We start from the raw sequence: 18,093 nt of genomic DNA, 5'->3' as shown, positions 1-18,093 counted from the left end.
GCAGAAGACTGTTTATTGTGTATGAAGAAGAGATTATACTCGTACTAGCGAAGAAGCGACAAGCTGCTCCATAAATTGATCAAATTGATCAAGATCCATTTGCTGTGCTGAGTCTGACAGAGCAACCGCTGGGTCCGGATGTACTTCTGCCATTACACCATCAGCGCCAATCGCTAACGCAGCCTTTGCAGTTGGGAGAAGGAGATCTCTTCTACCAGTTGAATGGGTCACATCTACAAGGACTGGCAAATGGGTTTCCTGCTTCAAGATTGGGACAGCAGAAATATCTAACGTATTTCTCGTTGCTCTTTCATATGTGCGAATCCCGCGTTCACAAAGAATGATCTGACCGTTTCCTTGCGCCATAATATATTCGGCAGCGTTGATGAACTCCTCAATGGTCGCCGCTAATCCTCTTTTTAACAGAACTGGCTTATTGACAGCTCCAGCTGCTTTCAAGAGTTCAAAGTTTTGCATATTACGGGCACCAATTTGAATAACATCTATATATTGAGCTGCCATTTCAATATCTGCCGGATTCACAATTTCGCTAATAACAGCCAAGTCATACTCATCAGCTACTCTTTTTAAAATTTTCAACCCTTCAACACCTAAACCTTGGAAGTCGTATGGTGATGTTCTTGGCTTATAGGCGCCCCCTCGCAATAGCTTCAATCCTTTTGCTTTCACCGCTTCCGCAACAGTTGCCACTTGCTCATAAGATTCCACCGCACATGGTCCGAAAATCAATTGTTGAGCACCAGCGCCAATCTGTGCTCCTTTTACCTCAACAATTGTGTTTTCTGGATGTTTTTTACGCGAAACAAGCAAAGCTTTACGATGGTCATCCTCCTGCAATTCTAAGCCAGCTTTAAAAATCTCTTTAAACAGATGCTGTAGTGTCGATTTTTCAAAAGGACCGTCATTCTTCTCAAGTATGGAGTCTAGCATTTTGCGTTCACGAACCGGATCGTAGCGATTAACACCTTGAGTTTCTTTAACACGTCCAATTTCTTGCACAAGTCGTGCTCTTTCATTAATTAGATTGAGTAGTTGAACGTTCAGTTCGTCAACACGATCTCGCAATTCTTCAAGTTTCATATTGCTCATTTTTTCCCGTCCTTTCGAATCTTTTTTACCTTTACTTTTTACACATTCAGAAATATTGTTTCATGCCCTGTTTAAATGAGAGACATTTCTGTATAATTAGAGTTATTATATATGAATTTATTATCAATGTCACGTACTTTTCTTTAATAATTAAACGCTTTTAAGCATTAAAGTATTTTAAGAGTATATGATTAATCGTATGATTAATAGTTAAAGAAGGTGTATCGTTTTGCAAGAAAAGAAAAAATTGTTTGCCTTAGATATTGGTACACGTTCCGTTGTCGGAATCATTTTGGAAGAGAATGAGCAAAATTATCATGTTGTTGATATGCTCGCGATCGAACATTCAGAACGTGCCATGCTGGACGGTCAAATTCATGATGTACTATCCGTATCCAAAATTATTACAGAAATTAAGGAACAGCTAGAGGTAAAACACGGGCCGTTAAAAAGGGTTAGCGTTGCCGCAGCGGGAAGAGCTCTAAAAACCGAGAGAGCTATGGTATCTATTGATATTAAAGGAAAGCCAATGATTCAAAAAGAAGATATTCTTCACCTTGAGTTAAGCACGGTTCAAAAAGCACAAAGCCTTGTAGCTGAAAAACATGAAGAAGATTCAAGTCATTATTATTATTGTGTCGGCTACTCCGTTCTCTACTATCGCTTAGATGGAGAAGAAATTGGAAGCTTGATTGACCAGCAAGGAGACGAGGCGTCCGTAGAGATTATTGCTACTTTTTTGCCAAAAGTAGTGGTCGAATCTTTAATTTCAGCCCTTCATCGAGCGGATTTAGAAATGGAAGCTTTGACGCTTGAGCCAATCGCTGCCATTAACGTCCTGATTCCTCCAAGTATGAGAAGATTAAACGTTGCCCTTGTCGATATTGGAGCCGGTACTTCAGATATTGCCTTAACTGATTCTGGTACGGTTATTGCTTACGGAATGGTACCAATTGCTGGCGACGAAATTACTGAGGCCATCAGTGATCAATTTTTATTAGATTTTCCTTTAGCTGAAAAGGCAAAACGGGAGATTAACGCAAAAGACAGCGTGATGATCACGGACATTTTAGGGTTTGAATCGGAAGTTCCAAAACAAGAAATGATCGCACAAATTGGCCCTGCTATCGATCGACTGGCCACAGCCATTTGTGATGAAATTTACCGATTAAATGGACAAAAATCACCGAAAGCGGTTATGCTCGTAGGTGGAGGTAGCCAGACTCCTGATTTACCGCGACGAATTGCTGAAAGACTAAATTTACCTGTTAATCGCGTTGCAATCCGCGGCATTGATGCCATTACATCGTTAACGCTTGATGAAAGCATTACAAAAGGACCTGAGCTCGTAACCCCTATTGGGATTGCCATTGCCGCACAAAAAACACCTGTACATTACGTAACGGTATATGTGAATGAACAGCCTGTACGCCTGTTCGAAGTAAAAAAATTAACGGTTGGAGATTGTCTCCTTGCAGCGGGAATCAAGATGAATAAGCTATATGGAAAACCTGGATTAGCCATGATCGTCTCATTAAATGGACAGCAAATTACAATCCCAGGACAGCATGGAAGCCCTCCAAAGTTATTCATTAATGGCGAGGCCTGCTCTTTTGATGATGTCGTAAAAAATGGAGATATTTTAACGCTTGAAAGAGGGAAAGATGGAGAAAAAACAAGCTTAAAAATTCACGAATTGCTTGATGAAATCCCTACTAAGAAGATAACAATTAATGGGAAATATTATGAGCTTAATCCCATTATTACGCGCAATGGTACAGAGGTATCTCCTGACGTGATTATTGAGGATCGGGATAAGATCGAATACAAAATGCCAGACACGATAGAGGAAGCGTTCATCGCCCTTAATCTAGATCATTTTTTTCTGCAGCTAAAGCCTTTCCGAGTCACTTTGAATCAAAAGGATACCATTATTCCTTCCTTTTCCGGGAAGCTTTACAAAAATGGGTTGGAAGCAAAATTAAATCATATCATCGAAGATCAAGATCAGATTGTTGTTGAAGCAAAAAAAACCGTTACCATTCAAGAGTTTGCAGACAAAAAACAGTTCATGCTCTCCCAATCAATTCCAGTCTACTTTAACGGGAAAGAAATTCAACTTACGAAAACAGTTACTGAATTTCAAAGAAATGGGCAAACTCTCCATGATCATGATTTAATTAAAGATGGCGATCACCTTATCGTACATCAAAAACAATTGCAGCCTTTTATTTTTCAAGATTTATTTAACTTTGTAGAGATTGAAATGCCTTCCCAAGCAAATGGTAGTTTTCAATTACTAAAAAATGGTGACGAAACGACTTTCTTTGAAAATATTGAGCCTGGTGACAAGCTAGAAATTGTTTGGCCAAAAATGCTAAAGCAAAATTAGCCTCCAACGTTCTTTAAATTTTTGGCTCATTTTAACCTGACTCGATAACTCAAGAAGAAAACAAGCATTTTTCTTCGTCAATGCGGACTTTCAGCAGAGCTTAAAGACGTGAAAAACCATGATATCTCACAAGCTGTGCCGAAAATCAACAAAATCATCCAACATAGCTCAAAAGTAAAAAGAGGGCAAGAACCATAAGTCATGGTTTTTGCCCTCTTTTTTAAACTGAACTTAGATCTCCTAATGACTAAGTTTCGCTTTCCACCGCTTTCGCTAAAGTTTCCGTTGTAATTTTCCAATGCGATGCATGCCAGGCAACATCCTCTTGATTAAATAAAATCGCTTGTGGCGACTCGTGTTTTACATGAAATGTGTCAGCAATATGATCTGATAATGGGCGTGCCTCTTGCACAGTCAAATAATAATAGTTCATCTTTCCATGAACATTTGCAAAGCTTTCGAATTCCTCGAAGGCCGCTTGACTGATTGGACATGTTAATGAATGCTTTAGCAGGAAAAAACGACGATTTTCAGCCAGTACTCGAGCAAATTGCGCAACAGATTCTAATTTTTCCATTTGGCTTCCTCCTACATAAGCAACGCTATTAATGATTTAATTGATGTTCCGTTTCATCAAATGCTTTTTTTGTTTCTTCTAATTTCTTTTGAATATCAGATTGCCCACCTACAGAAATATTTTCACTTTTATTTGTTCCATTTATGTTCGCAAGTTTTAATCCCTTCACTTTACTGATAACTTGGTTTGATTGTTTCGACACTGTTTGTCCAATCGTACTCGTCTTCTCCTTGGCAGCTTCGGCCAATTCTGAACCTTTCACAGCTGCTGTTGCTCGAAGCTGATCTGTTTTTACTTTAATTGTGTGGGCTTGTTCTGACAAATTACTTCTTATCTCTTTCCCAGACTTTGGAGTGAGGAATAGTGCTGTTGCAGCCCCAACAATTCCCCCGATGAAAGCCCCGATTAGAAAATCTTTTGTATTTATTCCATTATCCATTTTCTCATTTTGTTGATTTTCGTTGCTTGACATCACTAAAAACCTCCTAGAATTTAATTGTCCCTTTCCCTAACTCTCTCAAACTTCTCCTCGGAAATCGGTTCAGACCTTGCTTTCTTTGCCGCCCATTTCTCCCTTAATTCGAGAAGTACTTGTCCCCATTGAATGACTTGTGAAACCTTATCTTTATTTTGCTCTACTTGCCTGTCAAAAGATGAAGTGACATTTTGTAATGATCCTCCAAATTTTTTTATGGAGCTCCCCACATCTTTGACCGCATCAACAACCCCATTAAGACTGTCTGACTTTTTCTGGAGATCCTCGGCAAGTCCATTTGTCTTCGCTAATAATTCCGTTGTTTCTCTTGTTACCCCTTCTAACTGTTGCTCTAAACCTGTCAACGTTTTAGATACACTATCCAACGTTACTTGCAACGATTTCAATGTCCTCCCAATAAAAAGGACTAAAATTAAAAAAGCAATTGCAGCGACTGCTGCACTTAAGTAAAGAATAATTTCCAAAAAGGAGCACCTCCACTAGCATCCATCTGTCTTCTGTTCTATCTTTTCCCTTTATAAGAAAATCTTAACATAAAAGTGAGCTTGTTTCAGGTATGACGAATGGGATTTATGAAGGAATTTGCTAATTCTTAAAACAAAACAGATAAAAAAGGGTAAAATAGATGTGATTTCCCAGCGTTTGTATTTCAACGCTGGATAATATCAAAACAAAACGGGGGGATTAACTTTGAAAGATCCACGAATTGAAACACTAGCAAAAAATTTGATTAACTACTCTGTAAAATTACAAAAAGGCGAAAAGGTATTGATCGAAAATTTTGGACTACAACGCGAGCTCGTTACAGCTCTCGTAGATGAGGCAAATAAAGCTGGCGGCTATCCTTTTGTCTTATTAAAAGACTATATTGTTGATCGCTCTCTTCTTCTAGGTGCGAGCGAAGAACAATTTAATCTGATCGCAGATTTTGAAGCAAATGTCATGAGCAATATGGATGCATACATAGGACTTCGTTCAGGTGATAACATCAACGAATTAGTCGATGTTCCAGATGACAAAAAGAAAATCTTTGGTTCTACGATTGGTAAAAAGGTTCATCGTGATATTCGTGTTCCTAAAACAAAATGGGTTGTTCTTCGTTATCCAACATCTTCAATGGCGCAGCTAGCAAAAATGAGTACGGAAGGGTTTGAAGATTTCTACTTTAAAGTGTGCAACTTGGATTATGGAAAAATGGATCAAGCAATGGACAGTCTTGTAGAGCTAATGAATAAAACCGATAAGGTTTACTGGACCAGGAACTGACTTGACCTTCTCGATTAAAGATATTCCGGCCATTAAATGCTCTGGGCAAATGAATATTCCAGATGGAGAAGTGTATACAGCACCTGTACGTAACTCTGTGAATGGCGTTATCACGTATAATACTCCTTCCCCTTACCAAGGGTTCACATTTGAAAACGTGGAGCTTACATTTAAAGACGGAAAAATTATGGACGCAAAATCCAATGATACAAATCGAATAAACCAAATTTTTGATACAGACGAAGGTGCCCGTTATATTGGGGAATTTGCCATTGGTGTAAATCCATATATTTCACATCCAATGCAAGATATTTTGTTTGATGAAAAAATCGACGGAAGCTTCCATTTTACCCCGGGGCAATGCTATGATGATGCCTTTAATGGCAATCATTCTAATATCCACTGGGATATGGTCAATATCCAAAGACAGGAGTATGGCGGTGGAGAAATATACTTTGACGACGTCTTAGTTCGGAAAGATGGTCGCTTTGTCCTTCCTGAACTTGAATCATTAAATCCAGAAAACTTGAAATAGCTTAATACCACAGAGCGACTATTAGGAGCAAACCGAAGCGATTAAAAAGCTCCCAGCTTTTAACTAAATTTCGAAAGTGAAACTTCTACCTTTCTTAATAGAATAACCTTATTAAAAAAATTGATAAAACGATTATTACGTGTGAAAACAATGCTTCATAATAACAAAGCCAATAGTATAAAAAGCTGATTTAGAATTTTCTTAATCAGCTTTCATTTGCTTTCCTAAACTAAGCTTTTTTCATAAGCATTTTGGAATTTTTGAATATCACCAGCCCCCATAAAGATAATGACACTATCATCATATTCACTCAAAACAGCTGTTTCATCCTCATTAATAATTTCAGCATTTGGAATAATTCCTCTTAAGTCTTCAATGGATAGCTGGCCATGATTTTCCCTCGCCGAACCGAAGATTTCACATAAGAAGGTTTTGTCCGCCAAATTTAAGCTTTCCGCGAATTCATTCAAAAACGTTTGTGTTCTCGTAAATGTATGTGGCTGAAAGACAGCCACTATTTTTTTATCTGGATATTTTTGCCTTGCTGAATTAATAGTTGCTCTAATTTCCGTTGGGTGATGGGCATAATCGTCAATTAATATTTGCGTACCAATTGTTTTTTCTGTAAAACGCCGCTTCACACCTTTGAATGTAAGCAATTGTTCTTTCACAACGTCTGCATCAATTTCTTCATAGTGACATAAGGTAATGACAGCAAGTGCATTCAAAATATTGTGATCACCAAAGGTTGGGATCGAGAAAGTATCATAAAAGGTATTGCGAATAAAGACATCGAACGTAGTACCCTCTTTTGTTGTTTCCACATTTCTAGCTTGAAAATCGTTTTCTTCTCCAAATCCATAGAAAAGGACTGGTACCTTTGCTTGAATTTTTTGCAGCTGTTCATCGTCACCGCAAGCAATGATTCCTTTTTTAACTTGAACTGCCATTTCTTGAAACGCAGAAAAAACATCCTCGATATTGGCAAAATAGTCAGGATGATCAAAATCAATATTCGTCATAATGCAGTAGTCAGGAAAATAAGATAAGAAATGACGGCGATATTCACAAGCCTCAAATACGAAAAACTCCGCTTCCTTATTGCCCTTCCCTGTTCCATCTCCAATCAAAAACGATGTTGGTTTTGCGCCACTCATTACATGGGCAAGCAGTCCAGTTGTCGATGTTTTTCCATGGGCTCCAGTAACACCAACGCTCGTAAAGCCTTGCATAAATTGTCCTAAGAAACGGTGATAACGAATCACCGGCAAACCTAATTCCATTGCTCTGACAATTTCCTCATGCGTATCTGGAAAAGCATTTCCCGCAATAATCGTCATACCAGGCTTAATATTATCCTCTTGAAAAGGAAGAATTTTAATCCCGGCATCCTCAAGTGCTTTTTGCGTAAAAAATCGCTTTTCATAATCTGAACCTTGAACTTCGAAATTCATATCATGGAGAATTTGTGCGAGAGCACTCATTCCTGATCCCTTTATCCCTACAAAGTGGTAAATTGTCATATAAGAACCTCCAACCATCTTCTACCTGTAAGGCTGTTCAATTGCTTAAACAGCAGTTACAAAGTTGCCATTAATATATACTCAGGAATTTACTTCAAAATGATAAACGAACCTATCATTTTCTAACTTGGTTCGCTTTAATCGCTATGAGATTGTTCCTCTTTTTTCACCGTTATGCTATATCGTTCATACCCCAACCAACTTTCTGCTGGAATTGCACGAGCGAAGAAGGTTACACCCATTCCTTTTTTAGTCAGAGTAAAACAGCTTTACATAACAAAACAAATGTAAAAGAGCCATTCTGTAAATCAGTATATGAATATGACTAAATTTTGCTTCATTTATTAGGATGTACCTGAAAATATCCCAATTTGTACATATAGAATCATGCCAGTATTTATGTATACTCAACAAACTCATGTTGAATATTATAGCACCAATTGTTCATAAAAACTATGGAACAAAAGGGAATTCTTTCGTCGTTTATCCGACAGAAGCTTTTTTCTTTATTATAAAACAAAGGCTCTATTCTCAAACATAGACAAAATAGAAAGTACATATTTTTCCTTTTTATGATCGCTTGCAGAAAAGAGCCATTGCTTTACAACTATTCCTCTTGCAGTAATTCAAGCTCAGATTCGGTAATTAATACATCTCTCGGTTTACTTCCACGTGCTTCTGATATGAATCCCTGTTCCTCCATCATATCAATCAGCCTTGCTGCCCGGTTATAACCGATCTTAAATTTACGCTGGAGGCTTGAAGTTGATGCTCCACCTTGTTCTACAATGAATTCACACGCTTCGTAAAACAGTTCATCCTCTTCCTCGGTGACAACCGCTTTGCGCAATAATTCCTCTTGTTCAAACAAATATTGTGGCTTTTGCTCTCTTCGTACATGGGCAACGATCGAGTCGATTTCTGCATCGGAAACATAAGTTCCTTGCAAACGAACTGGTTTAGATGAACCATTTTCTAAAAATAGCATATCTCCGCGCCCAAGTAGCCTTTCGGCCCCGCTAATATCAATGATCGTCCTAGAATCAATTTGTGAAGAAACAGAAAAGGCGATTCTAGTTGGAACATTTGCCTTTATTAACCCTGTAATAACATCCACCGATGGCCTCTGTGTCGCTATGATTAAATGAATCCCGCACGCTCGAGCCTTTTGTGCAATGCGACAAATGGCTTCCTCAACATCTGCTGGTGACATCATCATTAAATCAGCTAATTCATCAATAATAATAACAATATAGGGTAGCTTTACAGCATAATTTTGTTCTTCCTCTGCTAGCTCATTAAAGCGAGTAATATCACGAACCCCAGCATGAGCGAATAGTTCATAACGTCTCTCCATTTCTTCAACAGCCCATTTAAGCGCGGCTGTAGCTGCCTTTACATCCGTGATAACCGGACTTACAAGATGGGGAATTTGGTTATAGGGTGCAAGCTCAACCATTTTTGGATCAATCAACAATAATTTCACTTCATTAGGATTCGCCTTATACAATAAACTAACGAGAATCGAGTTGATACAAACACTCTTCCCAGAGCCCGTTGCTCCAGCAATTAATCCATGTGGCATTTTCCTTAAATCTGTAACAATTGGTTTTCCTGAAATATCAAGACCTAAAACTGCTGTTAATGGAGATGTGGAAGCTGCAAATTCATCACTTCCAATAATCTCACTAATGAACACAGGGCGACTCGTTTCATTTGGAACTTCCACTCCGATCATGTGCGTACCAGGGATCGGTGCTTCCATCCGAATATCTTTCGCTGCCAAACTAAGCTTAATATCATCAGCAAGATTGGTGATTTTATTTACTTTCACTCCCGGCTCAGGGTGAACCTCAAACCTCGTCACAGATGGGCCTTGAGTGACGTTGGCAACACTTGCTCTTACATTAAAATGAAAAAGCGTTTCATTTAGCTGTTGTTCCTGAAGTTCCAACCATTCCCGATCAATGTTTTTAAAAACAGGAGGCTTTAACAGCTCAAATGAAGGAAAGACATAATACTCTTCATCTATATCCTCTTTCTCAAGTATTTCTTGCTCAACACTTGCGCTAACCTCGCGGATTGGGCTTACTACTTCCTCTGCTATCGCAGCCCGTTCCGCAAGCTTTCGCTTATCCTCTTTTAGCATAATGACATTAAAAGGCAGATGAGACCTCCTCGTAGGTTCAGATGCTTCTGCTACCTTACGAGAATCTTCCTCTTCGTTTTCTTCTTCGATTGCTTCTTCAATTTCTTTTTCCGTTTTTCCTTCAATTGCTACTTCGATTGCTTCTTCCGTTTCTCCTTCAATTGCTTCCTCGGCAAATTTCTCATCCAATTCAACTTCCTCTGGATAAGAAAGTTCCTCATTCTCTTCATCAATGCTGCTTGAAGAAAGCTCCGATTGTTGAGCTAATTCATGGTCTGCAAACTGCTGGACTTTTTCTTGTATACTTATTTCTTTTTTTAATATTGCTGTATTTATGTCGACAGTCTCTTCCAGCTTCGCACTGACTTCCTGTTTTTGTTGATGGGCGACTTCTTCATTCTCAACAATTGGAGCACTGTTCGATATTTCTATTGACTCTCTTGCTTCTTTTTTCACTTCTTCTGGTTTTGCTGTAATCGCTCCCGCTTCTGTCCGTTCCGGTGCTGAAAAGCCTTCTAATTCGAATTCAACTGGAGCCGTCCTTTTCGGATGCTTTTCAAATCCATAAATCGGAGAAGGAATTTCAGTTGGACGAAACGGTCGATTTGATGGTGTGCTTTTCTTTTGCACTTGGACACGATTGACACGAGTACGCTCAGTATTTTCAGTCGCTAAGTTTCGTCGCACATCCCTTCGTGAAGTCGTTCCTTCAGCAGGTGACTTTCGATTAACATTCCTCTTTCCATCGCCTTTTCTTACATCCTTTCGATCCTCATCTGGAATTAAGGGAAAGCGAAACTGTCCTTTTGGATATTGATAAATTACTTTAGCATCCACTTCTCGATTGCCCTCATTTTTAGTGGGGACGTGTTCATCTATGTATTCATCTTCCTCACTTTTAAAAAAATGAAACAGTTTTTTAAACCAACTCAAAATAAATCACTCTTTCTAATCCTAATATCCAAAAAATAGTTTGGAAGATTTGTTGATTTTCTAACAAATCACAATCGAAATATCAACATCTTAGTATAACTCCTATTTTTATTTTAGCAATAAAAATAAAAAATTCGAGACAAATATGAAGGAAAGGTTCTAATTACCTGTTTAATGTTTAAAATTTCCTTTAACTTTTTCAGAGCCATCACACGCACACTAAATAAAGAAAAAAGGGCCGCCTATCTTCTCAGTCGGACCCTTCTGAACCATTATTCTTTTTTCTTATTTTTCCCTAAAATAAAAATCGGTTCTAATTCCCCATTTTCATATAAAAAGGAAAGAGCTGTAATCGGAACCCTACCACTTGCAAAAAAGCTCATCGTCATCTGCGCTAAAATATCATAGCCTGTATCATTTTGAATATCGGCAATAATAAGCACGTCTTGATGGGGCACTGCTACCGCCATCGTACCTGATACTTGCTGCTCCATTTCTTTCAAAAATGACTCATTTAAAATGCGGCTAGCATCATACCCATCATTTTTATTTAAAAAATAAAAAATATTTCCAGCTACTTCATCTCGTTTCAAATCAGTTGATAATGACCGCACATTAAATAACGCAATCTCTTTTAGGCGACTTTTCTCCCAGCCTTCTTTGTCAATTAGCTTCTGATCGATTAAACGGTACGTCTTATCTAAATCGAGGGCATAATAAATTCTCGTTTCTGCAGTATGCTCATCATACAACAGCTCCACGTCGTCTGCGGAAACGGTAGGAAACGATGTAGAGCGAATCACAGGGAAAATTCGTTTTTCATGACCTTCAAGTGAAAGCGGTTCAACCATCGCAGAAAGTCCTTCCTCCACATAATAAACGACCGCATCAATTGCTTTCTCTTTCTGTTCTTCCCACTTTCCGACGATTCCAGGAAGAGAAATTGTAATTCCTTTTCCTGTTTTTTTATTTTCAATTCTTAATTGATCATTCTTTTTATCATAAGTAAACGTCCGCTCAGGACTTTGCAGTCTTTTTTCGAGTTCTCTTTTCATTTTAATACTATCCATTTTCAACTTCTATTCCTCCTCAGATTTAGGAGTCTTTAAATCCCAATCTCATTTATTTTACAATAAAAAGGTCTCCATCTCAAAAGATGGAGGTCAAACACAGACAAAATAGATAAAATCAAGCTTGCCTATGCTTACTTTTAATACCATCAACTTTAAGAAATTAACTGAACTTGCTTGAGTAGGCCTCAAACTAGTGGATCGAAACAAAAAATGCTTGTTTTGGAGGGATTTTGCGGGACAGGTGAGACCCCGCTGGAGCAATGCGAGACCATGTTTTCAGCGATTTTTCTAGAGCTACTGTCCTCTGTTCGATTGGGATTGATAGCAAATAACGTTAATCCGTCAATTTGTTTTATATTGCCACAATTAATCGGATTGAACCTTGCAGCGTTCATTTGTTTCGGTCAGCCAAACTGGGAACTTATTCGGACTGGAGTCTTTTTCACTTTCCCAGTACTGTCCGAATACACCTCTTATTAAAGCCACTGATCCGAGGGATTCACCCGTCCGCGCCTGAAGAGGAAGTCAATGTATTTTCCCTGTAATCTATCCAAAAATGCCAAAAGGCACCAAGAGGTAGTACTCTCGATGCCTTTGTTGACAAACTGGCTTCCATCTCAAAGATGGAGGTTTCAGGTTATCTAGTGCTCACGGTCTATTATGCAAGTCCTTCAATAAACTGTTCAATTTCTTCTTTTGTTTTTCGATCTTTGCTGACAAAACGGCCAAGTTCTTTTCCGTCCCCATAGGCAATAAAACTTGGAATGCCGAAAACATCCACTTGTGCACATAAATCAATAAACTGATCGCGATCCACATAAATAAATGTGTAATCTTTGTACTTTTCCTCAAGCTCTGGCAAAAATGGGTCAATAAACCGACAATCTGGACACCAATCTGCTGAGAACATGAAAATATGTTTTCCTTCATTACGAAATTGTTCAAACTGCTCTAAACTTTCTAGCTTTTTCATCTTTTTGCTCCTTCTGTTCGGATAAGCAGATCACCTGCTTTTATCCAACCTTTTTTTCTCATATACTCTGATATTAACAAGCTAATGATAGCAGGTCCAATTATATGCAACAAGAGGACTTTCAAAATCACATCAGCACCGAAGCCCATCGTTGTAAAAGTCATAATTTGACCAACAAAGCCACTCGTCCCCATTCCCGCTCCCGCTGCATTATTATGTAATATCAGAACAGTCGTCCCAATGGGTGCTAAAATCGCTCCTGCTATCGTCGGAGGAATTAAAATTCTTGGATTTCTGATAATGTTGGGAACCAACAGCATTGAGGTGCCAACTCCAACTGCGACCAAACCACTCCATCTGTTCTCACGATAGCCACTTACTGCAAAACCAAGCATTTGCGCTGCACAACCAATCGTCGCTGCACCTGCAGCCAGTCCATTTAAATCAAGCATTAAAGCAATTGCAGCACTAGAGATCGGTGCTGTCAGAGCGAGCCCCATCAATACGGCGACAATAACTCCCATCATAATCGGCCTTTGTTCCGTTCCCCACATAATTAGATTTCCTAAACCCTTCATAAACGAATCGACTACCGGTCCAACAAAGTAAGCAGTAATATAGCCCACTACTATTGTCATTAGCGGCGTAACAATAATATCAATTTTTGTTTCCTTGCTCACTAATTTACCAACTTCTGTTGAAATAACTGCTGCTACAAAACTTCCTGCTGGTCCTCCTCCTAAAGATGCTCCCGCTGCACCGCTGACAATCGCTGCAAAAATAACAAGTGGTGGAGCACCTAGACCGTATGCAACGGCTACTCCAATAGCTGGCCCCATAAGCCCCATAGCTAATGCTCCCATATCGGTTAAAAAAACTATATGGAGCTGCTCTCCAACAGTCTGGATAATTAAACCAATGATCAGCGATGAAAAGAGACCAAGAGCCATATAACTCAAAGCATCAATAAAATAAACTTTCGGTGATAGACTGATTCCTTTTTTATATAGAAATTCTCTCATTCTTCCTGTCCCCTCTCCTATCATGTACACATGTCAAGACAGTTGTACATTATACCTATTTTAGCCTTTATTGAAATAAAAGGGAACTACTTTTTTAGTATTCCATACGAATAAGCTATTATGAATCATACAAATTGCCGGAGCCTGTTCTCCAGTAGTTTTGCTCTCGCTGTAAACACTAACTACAAAATTCTATATTGCCTACACGAAAAAAGCCATGCCAATTTCAGCTTGAGTGCTGACGATGGCATAGCTTTCTCTAACTTTTAAAGTGAACAGAGTTTACGATGTGCATCATCGCCTCTGCTTCAGCAGCTAGATTCTTTGTTTTAACTTCACTTGTAATCTTTACTCCGCCTATTCCGACGGTCACCTCATTTTCTTTTTCACTCAATCTTTTTACAAGCAAATAACCCAATTTTCCTTCTTCTGTAAAACGCTCGTCCAAATCAAATTCCTTTTGTTGCAATGTAGCATTTAACACAACCACACTGCTCGCATCTTCTTGAAGATTATAAAATAAAATATAGGTCTTTGCTCCGTTTTTTAAAATGATATTATTTGCCGTTTCTTCTTTCACCTCGAAACCAAAGGGCAAATTATACTCGATTTCTTTATTTTCGTGATTCCTTTTGTTCGCTGCCCCTTTAAATGCTTCCTCAACTGCTCCACTCGCTTTTGCCTGCTCTTCTTCAAAAGAAGCAGAGCATCCTGCAAGAAAAATGAGCGCCATCACAAAAAGCAACAATGCTTTATCGTGATTTTTCATACCTTTTTCCTCCTTGTTTAAAGCACAGCACAAGAATTGCCCTATTAAATGCTTAGCGACACGAACTCAACCATTTTTCTTTTTGCTAAACTCGTATTGACCTAGCAAAAGCATCATAACATGGGAAAACATTTCTGAGCGATTGACTCTTCCACTCGAAAAAATCCCTATTGCTCCCTCTTGCTTGCGAATATTCTCTTTTTTTGTGTACTCGTCCATAACAGGCCCCAATTCCTCACCGTTTCTTAGGCGAGCGGCAATCTCTTTAGGAAGAGGAATTCTTGCTCCACCAGCAACAAAAGGGGACTGTCCGTGAACAGCTAACGCCCCCCAATTGCACAGAAAAAGTTCATCTCCATGCTCTTGTACGCCTCCTTCGAGACCAATGCCAATATCCCCTTCCCCCTCTTTCAAAGCTGCTGAAGCACGATTTATTGCCCCTCTAATCGTTTCTTCATCCGAAAAAGGCTGATCCTTAACGCCTGAATCTGTATCCAGCATTTCAAACTGTACATCGTACCCTGCAAAAGCAGATTGCACCGCCTTTATTTTTGCTGGATTTTTTGTACCGATTACTACTTTCATAGCTTTTCGTCCTTCTTTCAAAAAATCGTCTTCACCTGTAATGGTTAACTATTTTCTTTTATGGTAGCTACTGTCGTTTGATCGCATGATTTCACTAATTTAATTAATAATTCCTTTGCCGCTGCATAGTCATCCACATGAATAATGGAGGCGTGGGTATGAATATAACGTGAACAGATTCCCACTACTGCACTTGGAACCCCTTCATTTGTCAAATGAACACGCCCTGCATCCGTTCCTCCTGGAGATACGAAATATTGATAAGGAATCTTGTTTTGCTCAGCAGTATCAAGTATAAATTCTCTCATCCCGCGGTGGGTAACCATGGAACGATCCAAAATTCTTAATAACGTCCCCTTCCCTAATTGACCAAATTCTTTTTTATCACCTGTCATATCATTTGCTGGACTTGCATCTAAAGCAAAGAAGATATCCGGTTTAATCATCGTTGCTGCTGTTTGTGCCCCTCTAAGACCGACCTCTTCTTGAACAGTTGCCCCAGAATAGAGCGTATTAGGCAGCACTTCATCCTTAAGCGCTTCAAGTAATTCAATAGACAATCCACAGCCATAGCGATTATCCCAAGATTTTGCCATAATCTTTTTCTCATTTGCCATTGGAGTAAAAGGGCAAATTGGAACAATTTGTTGTCCCGGTTTAATGCCGATTTTGACTGCATCTTCTTTATCATCTGCCCCAATATCAATCAGCATATTATTTATTTCCATCGGCTTATTGCGCTTCGCTTCATCTAATAGATGGGGAGGAATAGAACCGATAACACCGATTACAGGTCCGTCATCCGTGATAATCTGCACACGCTGTGCTAATAAAACTTGGCTCCACCAGCCTCCTAATGTTTGAAAACGAATCATACCATTGTCAGTAATAGCCGTTACCATAAAACCAACTTCATCCATATGTCCTGCTACCATAACAGTAGGACCGTTCCCTTTTCTTACCCCGAATACTCCACCTAGCTTGTCTTGAACAATTTCATCACTGTATTTAGACAACTGTTCTTTCATAAATTTGCGTACCATATGCTCATTACCAGGAGCACCTGGCAACTCGGTTAATGTTTTAAATAAAGCCTTCGTGTTTTCGTTCATCGTTTCAACCTCTTCTCATGTTATGTAAATTCCGGCAATATCCATTAATTTGATATCATTTATTCGCCGTCTTGAAATTAAGTGTATACTTTTTATTTTACAGAAGTTTCTTTCGACTTACCACCTCCCGTACTTCGTTTATTAAAAAAGAGTCATGAAAATCTCAAAAGGGAATACTTTCTAATTTATCTGTGTTGATGATATGATGGTTAAAGAGCATTTTGTTGAGGGGAGGCCTATCATTGAATTGGAAATCTTTCTTCTTAGGACTTAGCGTGGGGGTTGTAAGTGGATTCGCTACAAAGCAAATCTTAGATGCAAATGCCTTTGTATCTCCTGAAAAGGCATTAGCCAATGCCAAGGAACTATTTAAACAATCTGGGCCGATTAGCGGTTCATGGATTCAAATGAAAACCGAGCCTTATGAAAAACAGAATTTAAGTTATACCGTCTACAAAGGTGGAATCTCCCGATTTACAGAGGAGAGCATGGAACAATATGAATTCATTGCTGACGCTGCAACTGGGAGTATTATTGAAACGGTAAAACTCGTTTAAGCTTAAACTTCCAATAGAAAAAGACAAGTGAAATAATGTGCCATTTTTTCACTTGTCTTTTTCCTTTATTACGGCATTATTTTATTCCCGCAAATAGCTGTAAGTCCCTTGCCAGTGAGAATATAACATCCTTTTTAAATGTACTTACTCTGCTCGTTTGACTGTTGCAACTAATTCATTTTCTTCATTCCATTTTACGGCCCGATAAATAGCATCATGATAAAAAGTAAACCAAGCCTTTTGCGATAAACCAAATTCAAGCCATTTTTCTTTTGCGTATATGGAGGTCATTGGATAGTCATCATAAGCCATGACCCATAGGACATTTTGATGAGCATGAGTTGGCATGATATCAGCCATATGCAATGCGGTCTCTCCCCCATCCTCAAGGATGATAATCGAATGGCCGTCACTATGCCCACCCGTATGAACCATTCTAATCGGTCCGTACTTCCACTCGTTCTCAAATGTTTGTACTTGTTCTTGAACTGGTTCCCAGTTCTCTTTCCAATATGTATTCCTTGAACGGATATTCGGTGCCCTCATTTCATCCCATTCAACTTTAGACGTAATAATCTTACTGTTTGGAAAAACAGAAACAAACTCTTCCTCATTCCGTTTCGTTAATCCATTGGCATGATCATAATGCATATGGGTCATGAGCACATAATCAATATCTGCTGTTGTTAACCCCAGATCCTTTAATGATTGTTCTATAGTTGATTCTTCCAAAACACCAAAGTTCCTTTTTTGTTTATCTGTTAACTTTCCTACACCAATTCCTGATTCAATTAGAAAGATTTCGCCATTTCCTTGAATTAAGATCGGATCAGTTCTTAGTGGAATTTGGTTATTTTCATTATGGGGATATTTCTTAGCCCATAACGGTTTCGGAACTACGCCAAACATTGCACCACCGTCAAGATGCGTAATTCCTCCACGAAGCCATGTCAATGTATATTCTCCAATTTGTAACGTTTCCATTTAATTCCCTCCCTTACAAATATCTTACCATTTGTTT

15 protein-coding genes and 1 pseudogene are annotated in these 18,093 nt (G+C 38.8%); 3 read left to right on the top strand and 13 right to left on the bottom strand.

Annotated elements, in window-relative coordinates:
• Nucleotides 1-33: 33 nt before the first annotated feature.
• On the bottom strand, nucleotides 34-1,110 hold the full coding sequence (locus PZE06_RS10890) for a bifunctional 3-deoxy-7-phosphoheptulonate synthase/chorismate mutase (protein WP_150915698.1): 1,077 nt from the start codon (nucleotides 1,108-1,110) through the stop codon (nucleotides 34-36).
• A gap of 229 nt (nucleotides 1,111-1,339) precedes the next feature.
• Here PZE06_RS10890 and PZE06_RS10885 point away from each other — a divergent pair, with 229 nt between their 5' ends.
• Nucleotides 1,340-3,502, top strand: a complete 2,163-nt coding sequence (locus tag PZE06_RS10885) for a cell division protein FtsA (protein WP_150915697.1) — start codon at nucleotides 1,340-1,342, stop codon at nucleotides 3,500-3,502.
• 247 nt (nucleotides 3,503-3,749) lie between these two features.
• Here the strand turns inward: PZE06_RS10885 and ytxJ are convergent, their stop codons facing one another.
• Genes ytxJ through PZE06_RS10870 form a run of 3 tightly spaced genes read right to left on the bottom strand, consistent with a single transcriptional unit; the run spans nucleotide 3,750 to nucleotide 5,039 of the window.
• Entirely contained in the window at nucleotides 3,750-4,079 is a 330-nt protein-coding gene (ytxJ, locus tag PZE06_RS10880; protein ID WP_150915696.1) for a bacillithiol system redox-active protein YtxJ, read from the bottom strand.
• A 28-nt stretch (nucleotides 4,080-4,107) separates the two neighbouring features.
• Nucleotides 4,108-4,551: a YtxH domain-containing protein gene (locus tag PZE06_RS10875; RefSeq protein WP_150915695.1), complete on the bottom strand. Its 444-nt coding sequence runs from the start codon at nucleotides 4,549-4,551 to the stop codon at nucleotides 4,108-4,110.
• Between the two features lie 20 nt (nucleotides 4,552-4,571).
• Entirely contained in the window at nucleotides 4,572-5,039 is a 468-nt protein-coding gene (locus PZE06_RS10870) for a DUF948 domain-containing protein (protein WP_150915694.1), read from the bottom strand.
• Between the two features lie 226 nt (nucleotides 5,040-5,265).
• Between PZE06_RS10870 and PZE06_RS10865 the strand changes: the two are divergent.
• Nucleotides 5,266-6,376: pseudogene (locus PZE06_RS10865) on the top strand (aminopeptidase).
• 224 nt (nucleotides 6,377-6,600) lie between these two features.
• Here the strand turns inward: PZE06_RS10865 and murC are convergent.
• The 8 genes from murC to PZE06_RS10825 form a co-directional block, all read right to left on the bottom strand.
• Entirely contained in the window at nucleotides 6,601-7,899 is a 1,299-nt protein-coding gene (gene murC / locus PZE06_RS10860; RefSeq protein ID WP_150915693.1) for a UDP-N-acetylmuramate--L-alanine ligase, read from the bottom strand.
• Between the two features lie 607 nt (nucleotides 7,900-8,506).
• The gene (locus PZE06_RS10855; RefSeq protein ID WP_150915692.1) at nucleotides 8,507-10,981 is read right to left on the bottom strand and encodes a DNA translocase FtsK; all 2,475 of its coding nucleotides are present in this window, start codon (nucleotides 10,979-10,981) and stop codon (nucleotides 8,507-8,509) included.
• Between the two features lie 272 nt (nucleotides 10,982-11,253).
• Nucleotides 11,254-12,051 (bottom strand): DUF1444 domain-containing protein, encoded by a 798-nt coding sequence (locus PZE06_RS10850; protein ID WP_150915748.1) that lies wholly within the window; start codon nucleotides 12,049-12,051, stop codon nucleotides 11,254-11,256.
• Between the two features lie 661 nt (nucleotides 12,052-12,712).
• Nucleotides 12,713-13,027, bottom strand: coding sequence for a thioredoxin family protein (locus PZE06_RS10845; RefSeq protein ID WP_150915691.1), 315 nt, complete (start codon nucleotides 13,025-13,027; stop codon nucleotides 12,713-12,715).
• Nucleotides 13,024-14,049 (bottom strand): PTS sugar transporter subunit IIC, encoded by a 1,026-nt coding sequence (locus tag PZE06_RS10840; protein ID WP_150915690.1) that lies wholly within the window; start codon nucleotides 14,047-14,049, stop codon nucleotides 13,024-13,026. The genes PZE06_RS10845 and PZE06_RS10840 overlap by 4 nt, the downstream gene beginning before the upstream one ends.
• A 259-nt stretch (nucleotides 14,050-14,308) precedes the next feature.
• Nucleotides 14,309-14,818: a hypothetical protein gene (locus PZE06_RS10835; RefSeq protein WP_150915689.1), complete on the bottom strand. Its 510-nt coding sequence runs from the start codon at nucleotides 14,816-14,818 to the stop codon at nucleotides 14,309-14,311.
• 66 nt (nucleotides 14,819-14,884) lie between these two features.
• The gene (locus PZE06_RS10830) at nucleotides 14,885-15,403 is read right to left on the bottom strand and encodes a DUF84 family protein (protein ID WP_150915688.1); all 519 of its coding nucleotides are present in this window, start codon (nucleotides 15,401-15,403) and stop codon (nucleotides 14,885-14,887) included.
• A 44-nt stretch (nucleotides 15,404-15,447) separates the two neighbouring features.
• Nucleotides 15,448-16,515, bottom strand: a complete 1,068-nt coding sequence (locus tag PZE06_RS10825; RefSeq protein WP_150915687.1) for a M42 family metallopeptidase — start codon at nucleotides 16,513-16,515, stop codon at nucleotides 15,448-15,450.
• 242 nt (nucleotides 16,516-16,757) lie between these two features.
• On the opposite strand from PZE06_RS10825, the gene PZE06_RS10820 reads away from it, so the two are divergent.
• Nucleotides 16,758-17,072, top strand: coding sequence for a PepSY domain-containing protein (locus PZE06_RS10820; RefSeq protein WP_150915686.1), 315 nt, complete (start codon nucleotides 16,758-16,760; stop codon nucleotides 17,070-17,072).
• Nucleotides 17,073-17,216: 144 nt separating this feature from the next.
• Here PZE06_RS10820 and PZE06_RS10815 read toward each other — a convergent pair whose 3' ends face one another.
• Nucleotides 17,217-18,056 (bottom strand): YtnP family quorum-quenching lactonase, encoded by an 840-nt coding sequence (locus PZE06_RS10815; RefSeq protein WP_150915685.1) that lies wholly within the window; start codon nucleotides 18,054-18,056, stop codon nucleotides 17,217-17,219.
• Between the last annotated feature and the right edge of the window lie 37 nt (nucleotides 18,057-18,093).

The organism is Robertmurraya sp. DFI.2.37, assembly GCF_029211245.1.
GTDB lineage: Bacteria > Bacillota > Bacilli > Bacillales > Cytobacillaceae > Robertmurraya > Robertmurraya methanolica_A.
The sequence above is the reverse complement of the archived record's forward strand: the minus strand, read 5'-3'. Positions and strand labels throughout refer to the sequence as shown.

Coding starts and splice junctions, on each gene's coding strand:
- PZE06_RS10890 (WP_150915698.1), bottom strand. CDS start 1,110: ATGAGCAATATGAAACTTGAAGAATTGCGAGATCGTGTTGACGAACTG.
- ytxJ (WP_150915696.1), bottom strand. CDS start 4,079: ATGGAAAAATTAGAATCTGTTGCGCAATTTGCTCGAGTACTGGCTGAA.
- PZE06_RS10875 (WP_150915695.1), bottom strand. CDS start 4,551: ATGTCAAGCAACGAAAATCAACAAAATGAGAAAATGGATAATGGAATA.
- murC (WP_150915693.1), bottom strand. CDS start 7,899: ATGACAATTTACCACTTTGTAGGGATAAAGGGATCAGGAATGAGTGCT.
- PZE06_RS10850 (WP_150915748.1), bottom strand. CDS start 12,051: ATGGATAGTATTAAAATGAAAAGAGAACTCGAAAAAAGACTGCAAAGT.
- PZE06_RS10845 (WP_150915691.1), bottom strand. CDS start 13,027: ATGAAAAAGCTAGAAAGTTTAGAGCAGTTTGAACAATTTCGTAATGAA.
- PZE06_RS10840 (WP_150915690.1), bottom strand. CDS start 14,049: ATGAGAGAATTTCTATATAAAAAAGGAATCAGTCTATCACCGAAAGTT.
- PZE06_RS10835 (WP_150915689.1), bottom strand. CDS start 14,818: ATGAAAAATCACGATAAAGCATTGTTGCTTTTTGTGATGGCGCTCATT.
- PZE06_RS10830 (WP_150915688.1), bottom strand. CDS start 15,403: ATGAAAGTAGTAATCGGTACAAAAAATCCAGCAAAAATAAAGGCGGTG.
- PZE06_RS10825 (WP_150915687.1), bottom strand. CDS start 16,515: ATGAACGAAAACACGAAGGCTTTATTTAAAACATTAACCGAGTTGCCA.
- PZE06_RS10815 (WP_150915685.1), bottom strand. CDS start 18,056: ATGGAAACGTTACAAATTGGAGAATATACATTGACATGGCTTCGTGGA.